This is a genomic window from Micromonospora sp. NPDC047134 (assembly GCF_040643455.1).
Lineage (GTDB): Bacteria > Actinomycetota > Actinomycetes > Mycobacteriales > Micromonosporaceae > Micromonospora.
The window spans coordinates 37,192-57,341 of the sequence record NZ_JBEYUI010000023.1 but is presented as its reverse complement, the minus strand read 5'-3'; the positions used below and the strand labels follow the sequence as shown (position 1 = coordinate 57,341).

Sequence of the window (20,150 nt, the reverse complement as noted above, 5' to 3'; positions counted from 1 at the left end):
TCAGCAGGCCACCTCGATGCCGCGGGCCCGCAGGAAGGGTGCGGGATCGATCTGATTCCACATCTGCCCCTGGTGCACCTCGAAGTGCAGGTGCGGGCCGGTCGAATCGCCGGTGGAGCCCTCCAGGCCGATGGTCTGCCCGGTGCTGACCTTCTCGCCCACGCTCACCCTGGTGGTGCTCAGGTGGGCGTAGTGGGTCAGGTAGCCGTTGCCGTGGTCGATGACGACGGAGATGCCGTAGCCGTCTCCGACGTCACCGGCCTTGGTGACGGTGCCGCCGAAGGCGGCGCGGACCGGGGTGCCGGCCGGCAGGGCGAAGTCGATACCGGCGTGCAGGGTGCCCCACCGGGGGCCGTAGCAGGAGGTGATGGCGGCACCCGCCATCGGAATCACCCAGCCCGAGGTCGCACTCTTGGTCGGCTTCGGCGCGGCCTTGGTGGCTTTCGGGCTGGCCTTGCTGGCCTTGGGGCTGGGCTTCGCGGTGGGGCTGGCGCTAGCGGTAGGGCTGGGCTCCGCGGTCGGGCTGGCGCTCGGAGTCGGGCTGCCGAGCGCGCTCGCCTCGACCGGTTCCCGGTCCGACCGGTCGGCTCGGGCGGCGGCCTCGGCTCGGGCGGCGGCCTCGGCTTGGGTCTGCGCGTCGAGGGAGACCGGGCTCGGGGTGGGCTGGTCGTCGCGGGTCGACACGGCGACGCCGCCGAGACCGACCAGCGCTACCGCGCCGATGACCAGGCTGCGGTTGCGCCAGCCGATCTGACGCCGGTGCCGGGCCGGAGCGTCGGGGATATTCCGGTACGGGGCGGGGTTCTCGTCCTGCACGGGCAGACCTCACTGGATCGAAGTGGCACGTGACCTCGAAATCCTGGTGTCGATCCGCCTGGCCAGGGGTACCGGGGGTTGACGGGCCGGTACGGCAGGCCCGTTGCGCTGTCCGGGTCTGTCCGCTGCCGGGGCCGACTGACCGGGTCCGTCACCCAGGGTCGATGTGGCATCGGACACAGTCGCCACTGTGGGCTGAGACACTTTCCGGTCCTGCCGGCAGAAGAAAACCGCCCGGATCGACTGATCCGGGCGGTCAACGGGCCTTACTGATGGTCAGGAGTCGGCTACGTCGCTGTAGATTGCCTCGACCTGTAGCTTGATGTCCACTCCGCGCTCCTGCAGCCAGGGCACCGGGTCGAGCGGCGAGCCCTTGACATGGATCTCCAGGTGCAGGTGGGAGCCGTACGAGTGGCCGGTGTTGCCCACCAGGCCGAGCTGGTCACCGGCCTTGACCTGCTGGCCCTCCCGGACACTGAGTGCCGAGGAGTGACCGTAGATCGCCTCGCTGCCGTCGGCGTGCTGGACGATCACGGCGTAGCCGTAGCCGCCGAACCAGCCTGCCTTGGTGACCTTGCCCTCGTGGATCGCCACGTAGGGGGTGCCTTCCGGCGCGACCAGGTCGATGCCGGTGTGCAGCTTGCCCCAGCGCATGCCGTACGGGGAGTTGAAGTCGTAGCCCTGCAGGGGGAGCAGCCAGACACCGGAGTCGGCGACGATCTCCGAAGCGCCCCGGCCGTCCCGGGAGGCGCGGTCCGCGGCGTCGGCGCGGTCCGCCGCACCCTGGCTGCTGATCGACGCCTGCTTCAGCTCGTCCAGCACCGAGGGGTTGACGCTCTTGGCGTCCGGCAGGGCTCCGGCGCCCAGGGCCACCACACCGGCGCCGACGAAGGCGGTGGTGACGACTGCCGCGTAGCGGCTGCGTGGGGGGGTGGGTACGCGGCGGCGGCCGCGATATCGATCGGGCTCAGACGACAGGCGCTGACGCACGCATACCCTCCGTTGTCGGGGTTCCGATGCGGCCTGGCCCCCACCCGGACCGAGATCCCGGTGGTGGCTGGTGCCGCGTCGTCACCCGTCCGTAGACCTGATGACAACCGTGGACACGGTAGCCAACCGTCAGGCGAGCCACAAGCCGGAGCGCCGAATTCACCGCTCCATTCTGTCCCTTTCCGTCCACCATTGTCAGGTCTTTGGGCCTCTCCTGGCTGTCCGGGTCATCATCCTTTCGTAGCGCACCGTGACCGTTCGGCTGAGTCGTCCTCCTTGACGGCTCAGGTGCCCGCAGTGCAGTTCCGGAGGGTGAAAAGGTCCCGCGATTTTCCTCGGGGGTCGGAGGCTGGTGTGCGATCTCTCTCGCCCCGGTTTCCCGGGCCAGGCTGTGCGGGTTACCGTTCGTTCAGGTGATTGCCGCTATGCCGGTGAAAGGGATGCGCAGATGAGCTCTCGTGTTCGGGTCGTCGTCGCCAAGCCAGGCTTGGATGGTCACGACCGTGGCGCAAAGGTGGTGGCCCGGGCTTTGCGGGACGCCGGCATGGAGGTCATCTACACCGGCCTGCACCAGACCCCGGAACAGATCGTGGAGACCGCGATCCAGGAGGACGCGGACGCGGTGGGCCTGTCCGTGCTCTCCGGGGCGCACATGACCCTGTTCCGGCGGGTGCTCGAACTGCTCGACGAGCGCGACGCCCGCGACATCGTGGTCTTCGGGGGCGGCATCATCCCCGACGCCGACCTTCCGGAGCTGGAGCAGCTCGGCGTCGCCAAGATCTTCACCCCGGGCGCGACCACCCAGTCCATCGTGGAGTGGGTGCGGGAGAACGTGGCCCAGCCGGTGGCCTGAGGCCGGGTTCGACCGGCCGGTACGCCGGGACCCGGATGTTCGACGGGCAGAGTGAGGGGCCGGACGCACCCCTCACACGTCCGGCCCCTCTATGCACGATGCCCCGCCGCCACCCCTCGACCGACAGGGCATCGGCCGCTTTCCTGTCCTCGCGCTTTCCAGCGCGCCGACATCTGACTCAACGAAGCCCTTCCGGCGGGGTTACGCACCAGCAGCGAGATCCCTCTGCGGACCGGCCAGATCGCTCGAACGGGTGACCTGGTGCCGGGCCGCCGGACCGTCGTGGTGCGGGACTTCGGGCAGGCTGTGGATTAGGGCACACCGCGCACCCGCTCGGTTGCCCCTCGTGCTGTCCTCGCTAGGCTGCGCCCAATGGCCTGCTTCAACTTCCACTGATGTCAGGCATCGCACTGTTTTCTTTCCATACGCTGGTGGCGGCGCGACGGTGCGCCGCAGAGACGGGACGGGACGCGCAATCGTGGACCTGTACGAATACCAGGGGCGGGACCTGTTCGAGCGGCACGGTCTGCCCGTGCTCGCCGGCGGCGTCGCAACGACCCCAGAGGAGGCCCGCGCGATCGCCGAACGCCTCGGCGGCCGGGTGGTCGTCAAGGCACAGGTGAAGGTCGGCGGCCGAGGCAAGGCCGGCGGCGTCAAGCTGGCCGAGGGCGCGGAGGAGACGGTGGCCCGGGCCACCGACATCCTCGGCATGGACATCAAGGGTCACACGGTCCACAAGGTCATGATCACGGTGACCGCCGACGTGGCCGAGGAGTACTACTTCTCATACCTGCTCGATCGGGCGAACCGTACCTTCCTCTGCATCGCCAGCGTCGCCGGCGGTATGGACATCGAGCAGGTCGCGGCCGACACCCCGGACAAGGTCGTCAAGGCCCCGATCGACGCCGTCAAGGGCGTGGACGAGGCCAAGGCCCGGGAGATCGTCGAGGCGGCCGGCTTCCCGGCCGAGGTCGCCGACCAGGTCGTCGAGACCGCGGTGGGCCTGTGGCAGGCCTTCGTGGCCGAGGACGCCACCCTGGTCGAGGTGAACCCCCTGGCCAAGACCAAGGACGGCAAGCTGCTGCTGCTGGACGCCAAGGTCTCCCTCGACGAGAACGCCGGCTTCCGGCACCCGGACCACGAGGCCCTGGTCGACCAGGCCACGGTGGACCCGCTGGAGCAGGCCGCCAAGGAGAAGGACCTCAACTACGTCAAGCTCGACGGCGAGGTCGGCATCATCGGCAACGGCGCGGGTCTGGTCATGTCGACCCTCGACGTGGTCGCCTACGCGGGGGAGCGGCACGGCAACGTCAAGCCGGCCAACTTCCTCGACATCGGTGGCGGCGCCAGCGCCGCGGTGATGGCCAACGGTCTGGAGATCGTGCTCTCCGACCCCTCGGTCAAGAGCGTCTTCGTCAACGTCTTCGGCGGCATCACCGCCTGCGACGCGGTGGCCAACGGCATCGTCCAGGCACTGGACCTGCTCAAGCAGCGCGGCGAGGAAGTCACCAAGCCGCTGGTCGTCCGACTCGACGGCAACAACGCCGAGGCGGGTCGGGCGATCCTCGACGGCGCGAACAACCCGCTGATCGAGCGGGTCGACACCATGGACGGCGCGGCCGAGCGGGCCGCCGAGCTGGCGGCTGCGGGGGTCTGATCATGGCAATCTGGCTGACCAAGGACTCGAAGGTCATCGTTCAGGGGATGACCGGTTCCGAGGGTTCCAAGCACACCCGACGGATGCTCGCCGCCGGCACGAACGTCGTCGGTGGGGTCAACCCCCGCAAGGCGGGCAGCACGGTCGACTTCGACGGCACCGAACTGCCGGTGTTCGCCAGCGTCGCCGACGCGATGAAGGAGACCGGTGCGGACGTCACCGTCATCTTCGTACCGCCGCAGTTCACCAAGGGCGCGGTGATCGAGGCGATCGACGCCGAGATCCCGCTGGCCGTGGTGATCACCGAGGGGGTGCCGGTGCACGACACCGCCGCCTTCTGGGCGTACAACGTCGCCAAGGGGGAGCGGACCCGGATCATCGGCCCGAACTGCCCCGGCATCGCCTCGCCGGGCGCCTCCAACGCCGGCATCATCCCGGCCGACATCACCGGTGCGGGCCGGATCGGTCTGGTCAGCAAGAGCGGCACCCTGACCTACCAGATGATGTACGAGCTGCGCGACATCGGCTTCTCCACCTGCGTCGGCATCGGCGGTGACCCGATCATCGGGACCACCCACATCGACGCCCTGGCCGCCTTCGAGGCGGACCCGGACACCGACGCGATCGTGATGATCGGTGAGATCGGTGGTGACGCCGAGGAGCGGGCGGCCGAGTTCATCAAGGCCAACGTCACCAAGCCGGTGGTCGGCTACATCGCCGGCTTCACCGCGCCTCCCGGCAAGACCATGGGCCACGCCGGTGCGATCATCTCCGGCTCGGCGGGTACCGCCGACGCCAAGAAGGCGGCACTGGAAGCGGTCGGCGTCAAGGTGGGCAAGACGCCGACCGAGACCGCCAAGCTGATGCGGGAGCTGATGTCCGGTCGCTGAGAGGACCGCTGAACCGCGCTGAGGGGCTGACCGGTCGGTCGGCCCCTCAGCGGTTCCAGTACGGGTAGTTCCCGGTCGCCTGCAGGATCAGGCTGAGCACGATGTTGAGCACACCCAGGCCGATCGCCACGTAACCCAGCACCGGGGACTGGCGGAAGCGCCGCGCGTCACGGATCGACAGCCAGCCGAAGACGATGCCGAGGATGCCGCAGCAGAGCAGGCCCGTGACGATCCCCAGCACCCCCCAGAAAGTGGTGCGGTCCCGGCCGGCCGGCGGTGGTGGCGGGGGCGGCGGATAAGCAGTGGACACGGCTTCCTCCGAACGCTAGTCGCCGCGAGGTGTCACGGCTGCCTGGTGCCGAGGCTAGAGCAGGACCCGCGGTGCCACGCGGAATTGGGCAACTGATGATCCGGGTGGCGTGGTGTCGGACAGCCGACCTCGGCGCGGCATGCCAGAGTAGAACCGATGTCATCCGTCACCCCTGACCAGCCCCGGCGGGCCCACGAAGCCCGGGAGGCCGGCGACCGGCCGCCCGGTCGTGCCGGCCCGCCGCGTCGGGTGCCGTCCCCCCGTGGTCAGACCACCGGTCGAAACCACGCCCCGCTGGTGATCGCCGCCCTGGTGGCCGCCGGTGGCGCCGCCCTGACCTCCTGGCTCCCGGTGGCCTTCGTGATCTGGTTGTTCCAGCTCAGCGAGGGTGCCGCCAGCCTGCTAGGTGCGGTACGCGCGGGCACGGCCGGGTGGCTGCTGGGCCACGGGGTGCCCCTGGACACCGCCACCGGTCCGCTGGGCCTGGTGCCGCTGGCGGTCACCGCCCTGGCCCTGTGGCGGTTGTCCCGGGCCGGGGTGCATGTCACCCGTGCCATCGGTGCCCGAGGCAGCCGGTCACCGGGCCGGACCCTGGTCGCCGCGGTCGCGGTCGGGGTCGCGTACGCCCTGTTGGGGGTGCTGGGGGCGTTGCTGGTCGGGGCCGGCGGCATGAATGTGTCGGCCGTGCGGGCCGGGCTGACCCTCGGCCTGCTCGGCCTGCTGGCCGCCGGGGTCGGGGCGGCCCGCACCAGCCGGGTCTCCGAACTGCTCGCCGCCCGGACCCCGAAGCCCTTGCGGGAGGGGGCCCAGGCGGGGCTGGTGGCCGGGCTGGTGCTGCTCGGGGTGGGTGCGGCCGTGGCCGGGCTGGCGGTGGCGACCGGCGGGGGTGACGCGGCCGATCTGATCGGCGCGTACCGCACCGGGGTGGCCGGTCAGGCCGGCATCACCCTGGTGAGTCTGGCCTACGCCCCCAACGCCACCGTCTGGGCCACCAGCTACCTGCTGGGTCCCGGTTTCGCGGTCGGCACGGACACCGCGGTACGGACCAGCGAGGTGGCCGTCGGAGCGCTGCCGGCCATACCGTTGTTCGCCGGACTGCCCGGTGGGCCGGTGGACGGCTTCTGGTCGGTGTCAATCCTGGCCCTGCCGGCCCTGGTGGGGATGGTCGTCGGCGGGTTGCTCGCCCGTCGGCTGCTCCGCGGGGTCATGGCCCAGCGGACGACCCTGAGCTGGGGGACCCTGTTCCTGTCGGCCGTGTCGACCGGGCCGGTGACCGGGCTGCTGATGGGGGTGGCCGCCCAGGCCTCCCGAGGGCCGCTGGGTGGGGGGCGGCTGGCCGACCTCGGCCCGGTCGGTTGGCAGGTGGCCCTCGCCTCGACTCTGGTCATCGGTGCCGGCGCGGTGCTCGGCGCCGCCGCCGTTCGCTGGCTGGCCCGGGCAGCCGCCTGACGACGGAAGGCGGAGGCTGTCGCCACCGCCTTCCGCGGGTCCGGCGCGGATCGCTCAGCCCGGTGGGCAGACGGCTGAGGGGCGTCCCGGTGATCCGGAACGCCCCTCGATGCGTGGTGCTCAGAGTTGTGTCGGCAGGCTGATATTGATCACCAGCAGCACGATCTGGAGCAGGCCGAGCAGCACCCCGACACCACCGCAGATCATGCCGGCCAGCGCCTGCCCCGAATTGCTGGCCAGACCCTGGTCGGCCTTCTGCTTGCCCAGCCACCCGGTGATCAGCGCGGCCGCGCCCAGCGGAATGCCGAGATAGCAGCAGAACAGCGGAATCGCCGCGATGCCGAGGATCATCGAGACCAGGCCTAGGGTGTTCTGCTGGCCACCCGGGGCGGCGAAGCCGGCCTGCGGGTACATCGGTCCGCCACCGTACGACTGCTGTGCCGCGTACGGGTCGCCGTAGGGCTGGCCCGACATCGGCGGCTGTCCGTAGGTCGGCTGCCCATAGGCGGGCTGCCCGTAGTTCGGCTGCCCGTAGGCCGGGGGCTGGTTGGCCGGCGGCGAGGAGTACGGATCGTGCGGCGCCGGGGAGTACGGAGCGTGCGGCGCCGGGGACACCGGCGGAGGGGAGGAGACCGGCTGCTGACCGTACGGATCAGCCGGGGCCGACTCGGACGGCGCGTACGGATCCGCCGCCGGGCTGTACGGATCCACCGGCGGGGTGTACGGGTTGGCCGGCGGCGGGGCGTACGGGTTGGCCGGCGGCGGAGAGTACGGATTGGCGGGCGGCGAGGAGGTCGGGTCGCCGTACGGCGGCTGCTGGCCGTACGGGTCCTGACCGGGGTTACCAGGCTGCATCCGGATCAGTAGCTCATCGCGGTGCTGCTGTTGAGCGCGCCGACCAGGCTGCTGCCCACGCAGCACACCAGGATGATCGCGATCCAGGCGATGCCGACGATCAGGGCCCACTTGGACCACTTCTTCGACTCGGCCGAGGCGGCCTGGGCACCGGCGTAGTCACCCTGCTGGAGCAGTGTGTTGACCTTCGAGGCGTTGATGAGCGCGGGGATGGCCAGCGGCCAGAAGAGGAAGATCGCGACGATCGACATCGTCATGTTGTTGTCGATCTGCTGAGGCGGTTGCGAGGGGTATCCGGGCTGCATCTCGATGTGCTCCTCAGGTTGCGTTCACTGACGGGTGCGGGCCGGACGCGCGCCGGGCCCGAGCGACCGGCAGCGTACCTGGTCCACGCCAATTCGGCAGTTGCCGATCCGGTTGCGCCCAGCGTCCGGACCTCGGTCGGGGGCCGGATAGGGTGTGCCGGTGAACGAGCCCGCCCGCATCGTCGTCCTGATCTCCGGCTCCGGAAGTAACCTTCAGGCCCTGCTGGACGCGACCGCCGACCAGGCGTACGGAGCCCGGGTGGTCGCGGTGGGTGCGGACCGTGACGGCATCGCCGGGCTGGACCGGGCGGTCGCCGCGGGGGTGCCGACCTTCGTGGAGCGGGTCGCCGACCATCCGACCCGGGAGCAGTGGGACGCCGCGCTCACCGACCGGGTCGCCGAGCACCGACCCGACCTGGTCATCTCGGCCGGTTTCCTCAAGCTGGTCGGCGCGCGTTTCCTGGCCGCCTTCGGCGACCGCTACCTCAACACCCACAACACCCTGTTGCCGGCCTTCCCCGGTATCCACGGCCCGCGTGACGCCCTCGCCTACGGGGTGAAGGTCACCGGGGCGACCCTCTTCTTCGTCGACGCCGGAATGGACACCGGCCCGATCGTCGCTCAGGTGGCGGTGCCCGTCCTCGACGACGACGACGTCGACACCCTCACCGAGCGCATCAAGGAAGCCGAGCGGCAGCAACTCGTCGAGCAGGTGGGCCGACTGGTCCGCGAGGGCTGGACGATCACCGGAAGAAAGGTCACAGTTGGAGTGAGTTCCATCCATGACGGGCGCCGCCCGATCCGGCGGGCACTGGTCAGCGTCTACGACAAGACCGGGCTGGTCGAGTTGGCCCAGGCGCTGCACACCGCCGGTGTGGAGATCGTCTCCACCGGCAGCACCGCCTCGACGATCGCCGGCGCCGGGGTACCGGTGACCCCGGTGGAGCAGGTGACCGGCTTTCCGGAGATCCTCGACGGCCGGGTGAAGACCCTGCACCCGAAGATCCACGGCGGGCTCCTCGCCGACCTGCGCAAGGACACCCACACCGCCCAGTTGGACGAGCACGGCATCGCCGGGATCGACCTGCTGGTGTCGAACCTGTACCCCTTCCAGGCCACGGTCGCCTCCGGCGCGAGCCAGGACGAGTGTGTCGAGCAGATCGACATCGGTGGCCCGGCGATGGTGCGGGCCGCCGCCAAAAACCACGCCTCCGTGGCGGTGGTGACCGATCCGGCCGCGTACCCCCTGCTGCTGGCCGCCCTCGACGAGGGTGGCTTCACCCTGGCGCAGCGCCGGGCCCTGGCCGCCCGCGCCTTCGCCGACATCGCCGAGTACGACGTGGCCGTCGCCGACTGGTTCGCCACCACCCTGGTCCCCGCCGCCGAGGGGTGGCCGCAGTTCGCCGGGCTGGCCCTGCGCCGCCAGGCGGTGCTGCGCTACGGCGAGAACCCGCACCAGGGGGCGGCCGTCTACGCCGACCCGGCCAGCCCGGCCGGGCTGGCCCAGGCCGAGCAGTTGCACGGCAAGGAGATGTCGTACAACAACTACGTCGACGCCGACGCCGCCTGGCGGGCCGCGAACGACTTCGCCGACCAGCCGGCGGTGGCCATCATCAAGCACGCCAACCCGTGCGGCATCGCGGTCGGCACGGACGTGGCCGACGCCCACCGCAAGGCCCACGCCTGCGACCCGGTCTCCGCCTTCGGCGGGGTCATCGCGGTGAACCGGCCGGTCTCGGTCGAGCTGGCCGGGCAGATCGCGGAGATCTTCACCGAGGTCGTGGTGGCCCCCGGGTACGAGCCCGGTGCGGCCGAGGTGCTCCAGGCCAAGAAGAACATCCGGTTGCTGCGGGCGCCGGAGTTCCGGCCGCAGTCGGCCGAGTGGCGGCAGGTCACCGGCGGGGTACTGGTGCAGCAGCGCGACGCGATCGACGCAGGCGGCGACGACCCGGCGACCTGGCGGCTGGCCACCGGCGAGGCGGCCGACGAGGCCACCCTGGCCGATCTGGCCTTCGCCTGGCGGGCGGTACGCGCGGTCAAGAGCAACGCCATCCTGCTGGCCCGCGACGGTGCGACCGTGGGTGTCGGCATGGGTCAGGTCAACCGGGTCGACTCGGCCCGCCTGGCGGTCAGCCGGGCCGGTGCCGACCGGGCCGGCGGGGCGGTAGCGGCCTCGGACGCCTTCTTCCCCTTCGCGGACGGCCCGCAGATCCTCATCGACGCCGGCATCCGGGCCATCGTGCAGCCCGGCGGCTCGATCCGCGACGAGGAGGTGATCGCCGCCTGCAAGCAGGCCGGGGTCACCATGTACCTGACCGGCACCCGCCACTTCTTCCACTGACCTCCGGCGCCGCCCGGCGTCCCGGCACCGCCCGGCGGTGCCCGATGTTAAGAAGGGTCCCTTCCTCTACGCGAGGCGTTAGGAAGGGGCCCTTCCTTACTCCCGGAGGGCGGCGAAGTGGCAGGCGGAGGGGTGCGGGTCGGCCGCCCGGGGTACCGCCTGCGGATCCTCGATCGCGCAGATCTCCTGCGCCTTCCAGCAGCGGGTGCGGAAGTGGCAGCCGCTCGGCGGGTCGGCCGGGCTCGGCACGTCGCCGGTCAGCCGGATGATGTCCCGGCGGTCCCGGGCCTCCGGGTCGGGCAGCGGTGCGGCGGAGAGCAGCGCCTGGGTGTACGGATGGGTGGCCCGCTCGTAGATCTGCTCCTCGGTGCCGATCTCCACGATCCGACCGAGATACATCACCGCGATCCGGTCGGAGATGTGCCGGACCACGGACAGGTCGTGGGCGATGAAGATGTACGACAGGCCGAACTCGTCCTGGAGTTCCTCCAACAGGTTGATCACCTGGGCCTGGATGGAGACGTCCAGCGCGGAGACCGGCTCGTCGCAGACGATCACCTCGGGGCGCAGGGCCAGGGCCCGGGCGATGCCGATGCGCTGCCGTTGTCCCCCGGAGAACTGGTGCGGGTACCGGTTGATGTGTTCCGGGTTGAGCCCGACCACGTCGAGCAGTTCCTGGACCCGTTGCTGCCGGCTGCCCTTCGGCGCCGCCTCCGGGTGGATCTCGAAGGGCTCGCCGATGATGTCGCCGACCGTCATCCGGGGGTTCAGGGAGGTGTACGGATCCTGCATGACCATCTGCATGTTGCGCCGGATCCGGCGCAGTTCGCCCCCGGAGGCGGCGAACAGGTCGCGTCCGGCCAGGGTGGCCCGCCCGGCGGTCGGGCGTTCCAGCCGCATCAGCAGGCGGGCCAGGGTGGACTTGCCGCAGCCGGACTCACCGACGATGCCCAGGGTCTCGCCCCGCTGCAGGGTGAAGCTGACCCCGTCGACCGCCTTGACCGCGCCGACCTTCCGTTTGAACAGCACTCCCCGGGTGATGGGGAAGTGCTTGACCACCTGGTCGACGTCGAGGATCTTCTCGCCCCGGACGGTGGCGGGGTCAGCTGGCGCGGTCATCGTGCACCTCCTGCGCGAAGTGGCAGGCGCTGGTCCGGCCGTCTGCGAGGACCAGGTCGTGCGGCACCACGTCGACACAGACCTGCTGCACGTACGGGCAGCGGGGGTGGAAGGGGCAGCCGCCGGGGATGCGCATCAGGTTGGGGGGGAGCCCCGGGATGGTGGAGAGTTTCCCGCCGCGCTGGTCCAGGCGGGGGATCGATTCCAGCAACCCCTTGGTGTACGGGTGGGCGGGCGCCCGGTACAGCGGACGGACCTGGGCGTGCTCGACGATGCGGCCGGCGTACATGACCGCGATCCGGTCCGCCACGTCGGCGACCACCCCCAGGTCGTGGGTGATCAGGATCATCGCCATGTCCAGGTCGCGCCGCAGGTCGGCGAGCAGATCCATGATCTGGGCCTGCACGGTGACGTCCAGGGCGGTGGTCGGCTCGTCGGCGATCAGCACCTTGGGTTCCATGGCCAGCGCCATCGCGATCATCACCCGTTGGCGCATACCCCCGGAGAACTGGTGCGGGTAGTCGCCCAGCCGACCGGCCGCCCCCGGGATCTGCACCAGCTCCATCAGCTGCACCGCGCGACGGCGGGCGTCGGCCCGGGACATGCCGAGCCGTAGGCGCAGGGTCTCGCTGATCTGCCAGCCCACCGGGAAGACCGGGTTGAGCGCGGACAGGGCGTCCTGGAAGATCATCGCGATCTCCTTGCCCCGTACCTGCCGGCGCTGCTCCTCGGGCAGGGCCAGCAGGTCCCGGCCCTGGTAGTAGATCTCGCCGCAGCGGATGTTCGCCGGCGGAATGTCCAGGATGCCCATGATGGCCTGGGCGGTGACGGACTTGCCGGAGCCGGACTCGCCCAGCACGGCCAGGGTCTCCCCGGGGTCCAGGTGATAGCTGACCCCGTTGATCACCTTGGCCACCCCCTCCCCGGTACGGAACTCGATGTGCAGATCCCGTACCTCGAGCAGGTGGCCGCCGCCGGGGGGTGTCGGGGAGGCTGGCGTCGGCTCGACCGTGTGCTGACTCATGGCTGTGCTGGCCTTTCGCTCGCGACTGCGGGGCTCGCTGCGCTCACTCCTCGCGCTCGCACGGCGTCACCGCAGTTTCGGGTCGAAGGCGTCGCGGATCGCGTCGCCGAGCATGATGAACGCCAACACGGTCAGGGCCAGGAAGGTCGACGGGACCACCAGGGGGGTGGCCGACTCCCGCATGTGCACCCGACCGTTGTTGATGTCGATGCCCCAGGAGATGGTGGGTTCCTTCAGCCCGATCCCGAGGAACGACAGGGTCGCCTCGGCGGCGATGAAGGAACCCAGGGCGATGGTCAGCACCACGATCGCCGGGGCCAGCGCGTTCGGCAGGATGTGCCGCCACATGATCCGGCCGTTGCCGGCGCCGAGCATCCGGGCCGCGGCCACGTAGTCCTGCTGCCGGGCGGTGATCACCGAGGAGCGGACCACCCGGGCGGTCGTGGTCCAGCCGAGCACGGCCAGCACGAAGATGACCGAGGCCAGTCGTACCGTGGCGCTGTCACTGGCCACCCGCTTGAGCAGGACGATCGCGGCCAGCAGCAGCGGGATGCCGAGCACGATGTCGACGATCCGGGACAGCACCGCGTCGACCCAGCCGCCGAAGTAGCCGGCCAGCATTCCCACGACCAGCGCGACCACTCCGGTGAGCAGGGCCGAGAGGGCGCCGACCAGCAACGAGGCCCGGGCCCCGTAGACCGCCCGGGCGTACGTGTCGCAGCCCTGGAAGTCGTACCCGAACAAGGCCCCGCCCGAGGGGGCGGCATGCTGGCGGGCCAGTACGCAGTCCGCCGGGTCGTTGCGAGTGAACAGCCCGGGGGCGACCGCCATCGCGGTGATCAGCAGCACCAGCAGCAGGCTGATCCAGAAGATGGGTTTGCGGCGCAGGTCCCGCCAGGCGTCGCCGGCCAGGCTGCGGGGCTTGTTGGACTGGCCGATCCGACCCGGGGTACGCGGATCGCCGGACACCCCCCGTCGGGCGTCCTGGTTCTCCGTGGACGCCACCGTTTCGAAGTCACTCATACCGGATCCTCGGGTCGAGTACGGCGTACAGGATGTCCACCACCAGGTTGGAGACGAGGTAGACCACGACGAGCACGCTGACGATGCCCACCACCAGGGGGCCGTCCTCGGTGCGGATGCCACGGAAGAGGTTGAAGCCGACGCCGGGGATGTTGAACACCCCTTCGGTGATGATCGCGCCGCTCATCAGGTTGCCCAGTTCCACCCCGAGGAAGGTGATCACCGGGATCAGCGAGTTGCGCAGCACGTGCACGCTCACCACCCGTCGCCTCGGCAGGCCCTTGGACCGGGCGGTACGCACGTAGTCGGCGCGCAGGTTCTCCGCCACCGAGGTACGGGTCAGCCGCAGCGCGGTGGCCAGGGAGAGGGAGCCGAGCACGAGGCCGGGCAGCAGCAGGGCGTAGAAGTCCGGGTCGGCTCCGGAGGTGGCCGGGAAGAGTTGCCACTTGACGCCCAGGAGGTACTGCGCGAGGGGGGCCAGCACGATGGTCGGGATGCCGAGCACCAGCAGGGTCAGCAGCAGGGTGGAGTTGTCGAAGATGCTGCCCCGCCGGATGCCGGCGAGCACCCCCGCGGTGACCCCGAAGATGACGGCTACCGCTATGGCGATGAGGGCCAACTTGATGGTGACCGGCCAGGCGTTGGCCAGGATCTCCCCGATGGACCGGCCGGTCAGCGACTCGCCCAGGTCGCCCCGGACCAGGTTCTTCAGATAGTCGAAGTAGCGGTAGAAGAAGCCGCCGACACCGGTCGCGTCCAGGTGGTACTTCTCGGTCAGGTACGCCCGCTGGGCGGCGGTGACGGGACGCTCGCCGGCCAGGGCCTGGATCGGGTCGCCCTGACCGGCGAACATCAGGGCGTAGACGATCAGGGTGGTGCCGAAGAAGGCCACGACCATCTGGAGCAGCCGCCGCACGATGAAGCGGAACATACTTGGCAGTCTCCCTGAAAAAGGGCGAATGCCGTGGCGGGTCGGGTCATCACGCGATGACCCGACCCGCCTTTTCCTGCCTGGGTTACTTGACGACCTCGATCTTGAGCAGGTCGACCCGGTCGAAGACGTCCACCTCGACGTTCTTCACCTTGGTCGAGTGCCCGAAGTTGTTCTGACCGAACCGCAGCGGCACCACCGGCATGTCCTGGGCCAGCAGGTCCTCGGCGGCCTGGTACTTCTTGATCGCCTCTTCCTCGCTGGAGGCGCTGACCCCCTCGGCGAGCAGCTTGTCGAACTCGGGGTTGCTGTAGCCGTAGTAGTTCGACGAGCCGTTGCTGCTGAACAGCGGGCCCAGGTAGTTCTCCATGGAGGGGTAGTCCATGACCCAGCCCATCCGGAACAGGCCCACCGACTGCTTGTCCTTGACCTTGGTCAGCAGGTCGGCGAACTTCGGCTCGGCGTTGCCGACGCACTCCACGCCCAGGTTGGCCTTGAGCTGGTTGCAGGTGGCGTCGATCCAGTCCTTGTGACCACCGTCGCCGTTGTACGACAGGGTGATCTTCGAGGGGCCACCGGCGGCCTCGTACAACTCCTTGGCCTTGACCGGGTCGAACTCACCGGCGGTGCCGATGGTGTTGTCCCGGTACCCGGCCACGACCGGCGAGACGAACGAGCGGGCCGGCTGCTGGGAGTCCTTGAAGATCGACTTGGTGATCTCCTCGCGGTCGATCGCCATCGAGATGGCCTTGCGCACGTCCGGGTTGCTGAACTCGTCCTGGAAGGTGGGGAAGGCCAGGAAGTGCAGCGAGGAGGCCGGGGTCTGCCGGAACCGGTCACCCAGGTCGACGGAGGCCGTCGACAGGTTCTCGGTGGGGATGGTCTTGATCACGTCCAGGTTGTCCGACAGCACATCCGCGTACGCGGCGGTGAGCTGCTGGTAGATCCGGAACTCGACACCGGCCACCTTCGGCTGCTCGCCGGGGAAGGCGTCGTACCGCTCGACCTCGACCTTGGCGTCGTGCTGCCAGGTGCCCTTCATCTTGAACGGGCCCTGACCGATCGGCGCCTGCTCGTACCCCTCGGCCAGCACCCCGGGGGCGGAGAAGGCGGCCTTCGGCAGGGGGTAGAAGGCGGTGTACCCGAGGATCGACTTGAACTCGCTGTACGGCTGGGACAGGGTGACCGTGAAGGTCTGGTCGTCGACCTTCTTCAGCCCGCTGAGGGTGGTGGCCTTGGGGGTCTCGCCCTGCAGGTCCTCGTAGCCGGCGATCTTCTCGAAGAAGTAGCTGGAGTTCTGCCCGTTGGGGGCGTACGCGCCGTAGTTCCAGGCGTCGATGTAGTTGTCGGCGGTGACTTTCTCGCCGTTGTGGAAGGTGTAGCCGTCCTTGAGCTTCACGGTCCAGGTGGTGTTGTCCTCGGACGTGATCGACTCGGCCGCCACCTCGTACGGCTTGTGCGCTGCGTCATAGTCGACCAGCGGGCTGAACAGGGCCGACAGCACCTGGGAGCCGCTGGTCTCGTTGGTGTTGGTCGGCACCAGGTGTTGCGGCTCGGCGATCTCGATCCGCACGGCCGCATGGGGGTCGCTCTCGCCGGACCCACTGCCGCCACCCGAGCCACAGGCCACCAGGCCCAGGGTCACCGCGAGCGGGATAGCGGTCCAGGCCGCGAGCCTACGAACACGCATCAGGCCTCCTCATCTCCTTACGCAACGCAGCCGGACCCGGCACTGGGTGACTCTGCGTAACGAGAAGCAACGGTAGATCCGTGAGCTGCGGTCGACCACGTGCCGGTTGCGAACGGATAACGGAACGGGGTTCTGATGCTGGTCGGGTAGCCCTGCCCGTGCTATAAGTTCCTCCCGCTTTATCGCGACATCAGCGGGCAAAAGTCTGCGAGGTTTCGGGGAGGCTGGGGGAGGTTGGTGGCGAGTCGGGGCCGGTGCGTCGGCCTGCCGGGCTCCGGGGTTTTCTCGCCTGATTGTCCGGCCCGAGGACCGAACACCCCGCCAGGCGATCACCTAGCGTGATGATATGCACATTGCGGAGAGTGGTGCCTCGGCCCGGGTGTCGGTGAGCTGGCCTGGTCCACGCCAGCCGGACGTACCGGTCATGAGACGATCTGAGGCGTGACGGCGACGCTTCTGGACGGCAAGGCGACCGCAGCTGAGATCAAGGACGAACTGCGGGCACGGGTGAAGGCGCTGGCGGAGCGGGGCATCGTGCCCGGGCTCGGCACGGTGCTGGTCGGCAGCGACCCCGGCTCCCAGGCGTACGTCAACGGCAAGCACCGGGACTGCGCCGAGGTCGGCATCGCCTCGATCCGGCGGGAACTGCCGGCCGAGGCCACCCAGGCCCAGGTCGACGAGACCCTGGCCGAGCTGAACGCCGACCCGGCCTGCCACGGCTACATCGTCCAACTGCCCCTGCCCGGCCACCTGGACACCCAGCGGGTGCTGGAGCTGATCGACCCGGACAAGGACGCCGACGGTCTGCACCCGGTCAACCTGGGGCGGCTGGTGCTCGGCTACGAGGGGCCCCTGCCGTGCACCCCGCGCGGCATCGTGGAACTGCTCCGCCGGCACGAGGTGCCGCTGCGGGGGGCCAAGGTCGCCGTGGTCGGCCGGGGTAACACCGTGGGCCGTCCGCTGGGCCTGCTGCTCACCCGACGCAGCGAGAACGCCACCGTGACCCTGTGCCACACCGGCACCCTGGACCTCGCCGCGCACACCCGGGCCGCCGACATCGTGATCGTCGCCGCCGGGGTGCCCGGGCTGCTCACCGCCGACATGATCACCCCGGGGGCGGTAGTGGTCGACGTGGGCATCACCCGGGTGATCGGCCCGGACGGCAAGGGCCGCTACACCGGCGACGTGGACCCGGAGGTCGCCGAGGTGGCCGGCAAGGTCGTGCCGATGCCCGGCGGCGTGGGCCCGATGACCCGCGCCATGCTGCTCAGCAACGTGGTGGAGCGCGCCGAACGCGGCTGAGGTGTAAGGAAGGGCACCTTCTTAACGCCTCCGGTAGAGCAAGGGTCCCCTATTAACACCCAAGGCGGCGCAACGGAACCCCCAAGCTGCTCATAACCGTCCGCCCCTGGCCTGATCGGTGCCACCATGGCTGATACGGTCCGGAAAACCGACTGGTATCAGGGAGTGGGACGACCATGGGTAAGAAAGTCACTGTCGTCGGCGCCGGTTTCTACGGCTCCACCACCGCACAGCGCCTGGCCGAGTACGACGTCTTCGACACCGTCGTGATCACCGACATCGTGGAGGGCAAGCCCGCGGGTCTCGCCCTGGACCTCAACCAGTCGCGGGCCATCGAGGGCTTCGAGACCAAGATCGTTGGCGTCACCACCGGCCCGAACGGCGAGGGTTACGAGGCCATCGAGGGCTCGGACGTGGTGGTCATCACCGCCGGCCTGCCCCGCAAGCCGGGCATGAGCCGGATGGACCTGCTGGAGACCAACGCGAAGATCGTCCGCCAGGTCAGCGAGAACGTGGCCAAGTACGCCCCGAACGCCGTGGTGATCGTGGTCTCCAACCCGCTGGACGAGATGACCGCGCTGGCCCAGCTCGCCACCCAGTTCCCGCACCAGCGGGTGCTCGGCCAGGCCGGCATGCTGGACACCGCCCGGTTCACCAACTTCGTGGCCGAGGCGCTGAACGTACCGGTGAAGACCGTCACGACCCTGACCCTCGGCTCGCACGGCGACACCATGGTGCCGGTGCCCTCCAAGAGCTCGGTCAACGGCAAGCCGCTGCGCGAGGCGATGCCCGCCGAGCAGATCGAGGAGCTGGTCGTCAAGACCCGCAACGGTGGCGCCGAGGTAGTGGCGCTGCTCAAGACCGGTTCGGCGTACTACGCCCCCTCGGCCGCCGCCGCCCGGATGGCCAAGGCCGTCGCGGAGGACTCCGGCGAGGTCATGCCGGTCTGCGCCTGGGTCGACGGTGAGTACGGCATCTCCGGGGTCTACCTCGGGGTCGAGGCCGAGATCGGTGCCCAGGGCGTCAAGCGGGTAGTCGAGACCGACCTCGACGCCGACGAGCTGGCCGCCCTCAAGGAGGCCGCCGAGGCCGTCCGCGCCAAGCAGGCCGACGTGGCCTCCATGTAACCCCGCACCCCCTTTGCTGAGTTGATCAAGAGGTTTGCGTCTCGGAGGAACCGATCCGAGACGCAAACCTCTTGATCGTCAGGGGGAAGAAGGGGGATTGATCAGGGTGGTCAGGGCGTCCAGGACTCGGGCCAGGCCGAAGGTGTAGGCGTGATCGGGGTGGTAGGCGGCGTTGTGGGCGGCGCCGGCGGCGGCACCCACCCGGACGGCCGTGGGGTAGCGCCGCTCGTCGAGGACCTCGGCCAGCAGGGGGGCGTTGGCGGTCCACCACTGTTCGTCGGTCCAGGCGCTGGCCTGCCGGGTGGACTGGGCCTCGATCGCGGAGCGGGCCGCCGCCCGGACGAAGTCGAGGACGTAGGTCAACGCGGCGTCCCGGGTCACATCGTCCAGGCCGGTGTCGTCGAAGGCGCGTAGCTCGTACTCGTACTTGGCCATCAGGCCCGGCCCCAGCGGCGGCCGGCCGGTGGCGACCTCCGCAGCCCACGGATGGGCCGCGAAAAGCTCCCGGTTGTCCTGGGCCACCGCAGCCACCCGGGTACGCCACGACTGGCCGGAACGGTCCGGCCGGGGCATCTGCGCGTAGAGCGAGTCCAGCATCAGGTCGAGCAGTTCGGCCTTCCCCGGCACGTACGTGTAGAGGGTCATCGGCGCCACCCCGATCGCCTTGGCCAGCGACCGCATGGTCACCGCGTCCAACCCCGCACCGTCGGCCAACTCGATCGCGGCCTGCACGATGTCGTCCAGCGAGTGGCCCTGGCGTGGGCCGCGCCGCGGGCCCTCCTCGGTTCGACGCCACAGAAGTCGCAGGGTGTGGGCGGGATCTCCGCCTCCGGTCCGGTGGGGCATCCCTGGATCCTCGCAGGTCAAATCACCGTACGTAGTACGTAGTACAATGTACGAAGATTTCGTTTCTGGGAGGGCACGTGCAGATCACCGGATCGGCCATCTCGCTCAACGTCCAGGACGTCTCGGCCTCGGCCGAGTTCGTCAAGCAGCACTTCGGGTTCCGGGAGGAGATGTCGGCCGACGGGTTCGTGTCACTGACCCGCGAGGGGGTGGGCTTCAACCTGGTCTTCCTGCGTACCGGGCTGGCCAGCCTTCAGCCGCCGAGCCTCAAGGCCCAGCGGGCCGAGGGGGTGCTCGTCGCCTTCGTGGTCGACGACATCGACACCGAGTACGCCAAGATCCAGGCGGCCGGTGTGCCGATCACCACACCCATCCAGACCGAACCCTGGGGAGAGCGCTTCTTCCAGGTCACCGACCCCAACGGGGTGATCCTCCAGCTGGTGCAGTGGATGCACGACCCGGCGCAGGCTGGCTGAGCGCGGCGCGCGTACCTGCATGTTCCGGGCCCGGTGGGGTAATTCCGCGCCGGGCCCGGCGGCCCGTCCGAGCGCGCTGACCGAAATGCCGGACCGGCAGCCCGCTCGTGACGCGAGGGTCCGGGAGCCGGGTGGTCCCGAGGGTT

General features: G+C 69.8%; 19 protein-coding genes and 1 pseudogene. 9 read left to right on the top strand and 11 right to left on the bottom strand.

All coding sequences use genetic code 11. The features are described from left to right. Positions 1-816 (bottom strand): peptidoglycan DD-metalloendopeptidase family protein, encoded by an 816-nt coding sequence (locus ABZ795_RS23695; RefSeq protein WP_327024120.1) that lies wholly within the window; start codon positions 814-816, stop codon positions 1-3. 276 nt (positions 817-1,092) lie between these two features. Further along, positions 1,093-1,806 (bottom strand): M23 family metallopeptidase, encoded by a 714-nt coding sequence (locus ABZ795_RS23690; RefSeq protein WP_327024121.1) that lies wholly within the window; start codon positions 1,804-1,806, stop codon positions 1,093-1,095. 448 nt (positions 1,807-2,254) lie between these two features. On the opposite strand from ABZ795_RS23690, the gene ABZ795_RS23685 reads away from it, so the two are divergent. The 3 genes from ABZ795_RS23685 to sucD all read left to right on the top strand — a co-directional run bounded on the left by ABZ795_RS23685 (position 2,255) and on the right by sucD (position 5,206). Further along, entirely contained in the window at positions 2,255-2,659 is a 405-nt protein-coding gene (locus tag ABZ795_RS23685; protein ID WP_327024122.1) for a cobalamin B12-binding domain-containing protein, read from the top strand. A gap of 478 nt (positions 2,660-3,137) precedes the next feature. Next, entirely contained in the window at positions 3,138-4,316 is a 1,179-nt protein-coding gene (gene sucC / locus ABZ795_RS23680; RefSeq protein WP_357531921.1) for an ADP-forming succinate--CoA ligase subunit beta, read from the top strand. Between the two features lie 2 nt (positions 4,317-4,318). Further along, the gene (sucD, locus tag ABZ795_RS23675; RefSeq protein WP_357531920.1) at positions 4,319-5,206 is read left to right on the top strand and encodes a succinate--CoA ligase subunit alpha; all 888 of its coding nucleotides are present in this window, start codon (positions 4,319-4,321) and stop codon (positions 5,204-5,206) included. A 46-nt stretch (positions 5,207-5,252) separates the two neighbouring features. Here sucD and ABZ795_RS23670 read toward each other — a convergent pair whose 3' ends face one another. Continuing rightward, positions 5,253-5,516 (bottom strand): DUF4190 domain-containing protein, encoded by a 264-nt coding sequence (locus ABZ795_RS23670; protein WP_357531919.1) that lies wholly within the window; start codon positions 5,514-5,516, stop codon positions 5,253-5,255. A gap of 156 nt (positions 5,517-5,672) precedes the next feature. Here ABZ795_RS23670 and ABZ795_RS23665 point away from each other — a divergent pair, with 156 nt between their 5' ends. Further along, positions 5,673-6,965, top strand: a complete 1,293-nt coding sequence (locus tag ABZ795_RS23665; protein ID WP_327024126.1) for a DUF6350 family protein — start codon at positions 5,673-5,675, stop codon at positions 6,963-6,965. A 120-nt stretch (positions 6,966-7,085) separates the two neighbouring features. Here ABZ795_RS23665 and ABZ795_RS23660 read toward each other — a convergent pair whose 3' ends face one another. Next, positions 7,086-7,820, bottom strand: a complete 735-nt coding sequence (locus tag ABZ795_RS23660) for a DUF4190 domain-containing protein (RefSeq protein ID WP_327024127.1) — start codon at positions 7,818-7,820, stop codon at positions 7,086-7,088. Between the two features lie 5 nt (positions 7,821-7,825). Then, positions 7,826-8,125 (bottom strand): CD225/dispanin family protein, encoded by a 300-nt coding sequence (locus ABZ795_RS23655; protein WP_327024128.1) that lies wholly within the window; start codon positions 8,123-8,125, stop codon positions 7,826-7,828. Positions 8,126-8,279: 154 nt separating this feature from the next. On the opposite strand from ABZ795_RS23655, the pseudogene purN reads away from it, so the two are divergent. Both purN and purH read left to right on the top strand, forming a co-directional pair. Then, positions 8,280-8,891, top strand: a pseudogene (gene purN / locus ABZ795_RS23650) (phosphoribosylglycinamide formyltransferase); the annotation flags it as partial. Between the two features lie 3 nt (positions 8,892-8,894). After that, positions 8,895-10,466 carry a bifunctional phosphoribosylaminoimidazolecarboxamide formyltransferase/IMP cyclohydrolase gene (gene purH, locus ABZ795_RS23645; RefSeq protein WP_327027426.1) on the top strand — a complete coding sequence of 524 codons (1,572 nt, stop codon included), beginning with the start codon at positions 8,895-8,897 and terminating at the stop codon, positions 10,464-10,466. Between the two features lie 96 nt (positions 10,467-10,562). On the opposite strand, the gene ABZ795_RS23640 is transcribed toward purH, so the two are convergent. The 5 genes from ABZ795_RS23640 to ABZ795_RS23620 form a co-directional block, all read right to left on the bottom strand. Next, the gene (locus tag ABZ795_RS23640; RefSeq protein ID WP_357531918.1) at positions 10,563-11,585 is read right to left on the bottom strand and encodes a dipeptide ABC transporter ATP-binding protein; all 1,023 of its coding nucleotides are present in this window, start codon (positions 11,583-11,585) and stop codon (positions 10,563-10,565) included. Continuing rightward, the gene (locus ABZ795_RS23635; RefSeq protein WP_357531917.1) at positions 11,569-12,609 is read right to left on the bottom strand and encodes an ABC transporter ATP-binding protein; all 1,041 of its coding nucleotides are present in this window, start codon (positions 12,607-12,609) and stop codon (positions 11,569-11,571) included. The genes ABZ795_RS23640 and ABZ795_RS23635 overlap by 17 nt, the downstream gene beginning before the upstream one ends. Positions 12,610-12,675: 66 nt before the next feature. Continuing rightward, positions 12,676-13,632 (bottom strand): ABC transporter permease, encoded by a 957-nt coding sequence (locus ABZ795_RS23630; protein WP_357531916.1) that lies wholly within the window; start codon positions 13,630-13,632, stop codon positions 12,676-12,678. Then, positions 13,625-14,563 carry an ABC transporter permease gene (locus tag ABZ795_RS23625; RefSeq protein ID WP_327024132.1) on the bottom strand — a complete coding sequence of 313 codons (939 nt, stop codon included), beginning with the start codon at positions 14,561-14,563 and terminating at the stop codon, positions 13,625-13,627. Before ABZ795_RS23625 ends, ABZ795_RS23630 begins: the two co-directional genes overlap by 8 nt. Before the next feature lie 85 nt (positions 14,564-14,648). Continuing rightward, positions 14,649-16,253: an ABC transporter substrate-binding protein gene (locus tag ABZ795_RS23620; RefSeq protein ID WP_357531915.1), complete on the bottom strand. Its 1,605-nt coding sequence runs from the start codon at positions 16,251-16,253 to the stop codon at positions 14,649-14,651. Positions 16,254-16,694: 441 nt separating this feature from the next. On the opposite strand from ABZ795_RS23620, the gene ABZ795_RS23615 reads away from it, so the two are divergent. Beyond that, a complete protein-coding gene (locus ABZ795_RS23615) occupies positions 16,695-17,555 on the top strand; it encodes a bifunctional methylenetetrahydrofolate dehydrogenase/methenyltetrahydrofolate cyclohydrolase (protein WP_327024134.1) in 861 nt (286 codons plus the stop codon). A 176-nt stretch (positions 17,556-17,731) separates the two neighbouring features. Further along, the gene (locus ABZ795_RS23610) at positions 17,732-18,682 is read left to right on the top strand and encodes a malate dehydrogenase (RefSeq protein ID WP_357531914.1); all 951 of its coding nucleotides are present in this window, start codon (positions 17,732-17,734) and stop codon (positions 18,680-18,682) included. Between the two features lie 78 nt (positions 18,683-18,760). Here ABZ795_RS23610 and ABZ795_RS23605 read toward each other — a convergent pair whose 3' ends face one another. Further along, positions 18,761-19,528 (bottom strand): TetR/AcrR family transcriptional regulator, encoded by a 768-nt coding sequence (locus tag ABZ795_RS23605; RefSeq protein ID WP_357531913.1) that lies wholly within the window; start codon positions 19,526-19,528, stop codon positions 18,761-18,763. 77 nt (positions 19,529-19,605) lie between these two features. Here ABZ795_RS23605 and ABZ795_RS23600 point away from each other — a divergent pair, with 77 nt between their 5' ends. Continuing rightward, positions 19,606-20,004 (top strand): VOC family protein, encoded by a 399-nt coding sequence (locus ABZ795_RS23600; protein ID WP_357531912.1) that lies wholly within the window; start codon positions 19,606-19,608, stop codon positions 20,002-20,004. Positions 20,005-20,150: the final 146 nt, after the last annotated feature.

Coding starts and splice junctions, on each gene's coding strand:
- ABZ795_RS23640 (WP_357531918.1), bottom strand. CDS start 11,585: ATGACCGCGCCAGCTGACCCCGCCACCGTCCGGGGCGAGAAGATCCTC.
- ABZ795_RS23620 (WP_357531915.1), bottom strand. CDS start 16,253: ATGCGTGTTCGTAGGCTCGCGGCCTGGACCGCTATCCCGCTCGCGGTG.
- ABZ795_RS23665 (WP_327024126.1), top strand. CDS start 5,673: ATGTCATCCGTCACCCCTGACCAGCCCCGGCGGGCCCACGAAGCCCGG.
- sucD (WP_357531920.1), top strand. CDS start 4,319: ATGGCAATCTGGCTGACCAAGGACTCGAAGGTCATCGTTCAGGGGATG.
- ABZ795_RS23630 (WP_357531916.1), bottom strand. CDS start 13,632: ATGAGTGACTTCGAAACGGTGGCGTCCACGGAGAACCAGGACGCCCGA.
- ABZ795_RS23660 (WP_327024127.1), bottom strand. CDS start 7,820: ATGCAGCCTGGTAACCCCGGTCAGGACCCGTACGGCCAGCAGCCGCCG.
- ABZ795_RS23655 (WP_327024128.1), bottom strand. CDS start 8,125: ATGCAGCCCGGATACCCCTCGCAACCGCCTCAGCAGATCGACAACAAC.
- ABZ795_RS23625 (WP_327024132.1), bottom strand. CDS start 14,563: ATGTTCCGCTTCATCGTGCGGCGGCTGCTCCAGATGGTCGTGGCCTTC.
- ABZ795_RS23685 (WP_327024122.1), top strand. CDS start 2,255: ATGAGCTCTCGTGTTCGGGTCGTCGTCGCCAAGCCAGGCTTGGATGGT.
- ABZ795_RS23605 (WP_357531913.1), bottom strand. CDS start 19,528: ATGCCCCACCGGACCGGAGGCGGAGATCCCGCCCACACCCTGCGACTT.
- ABZ795_RS23610 (WP_357531914.1), top strand. CDS start 17,732: ATGGGTAAGAAAGTCACTGTCGTCGGCGCCGGTTTCTACGGCTCCACC.
- ABZ795_RS23635 (WP_357531917.1), bottom strand. CDS start 12,609: ATGAGTCAGCACACGGTCGAGCCGACGCCAGCCTCCCCGACACCCCCC.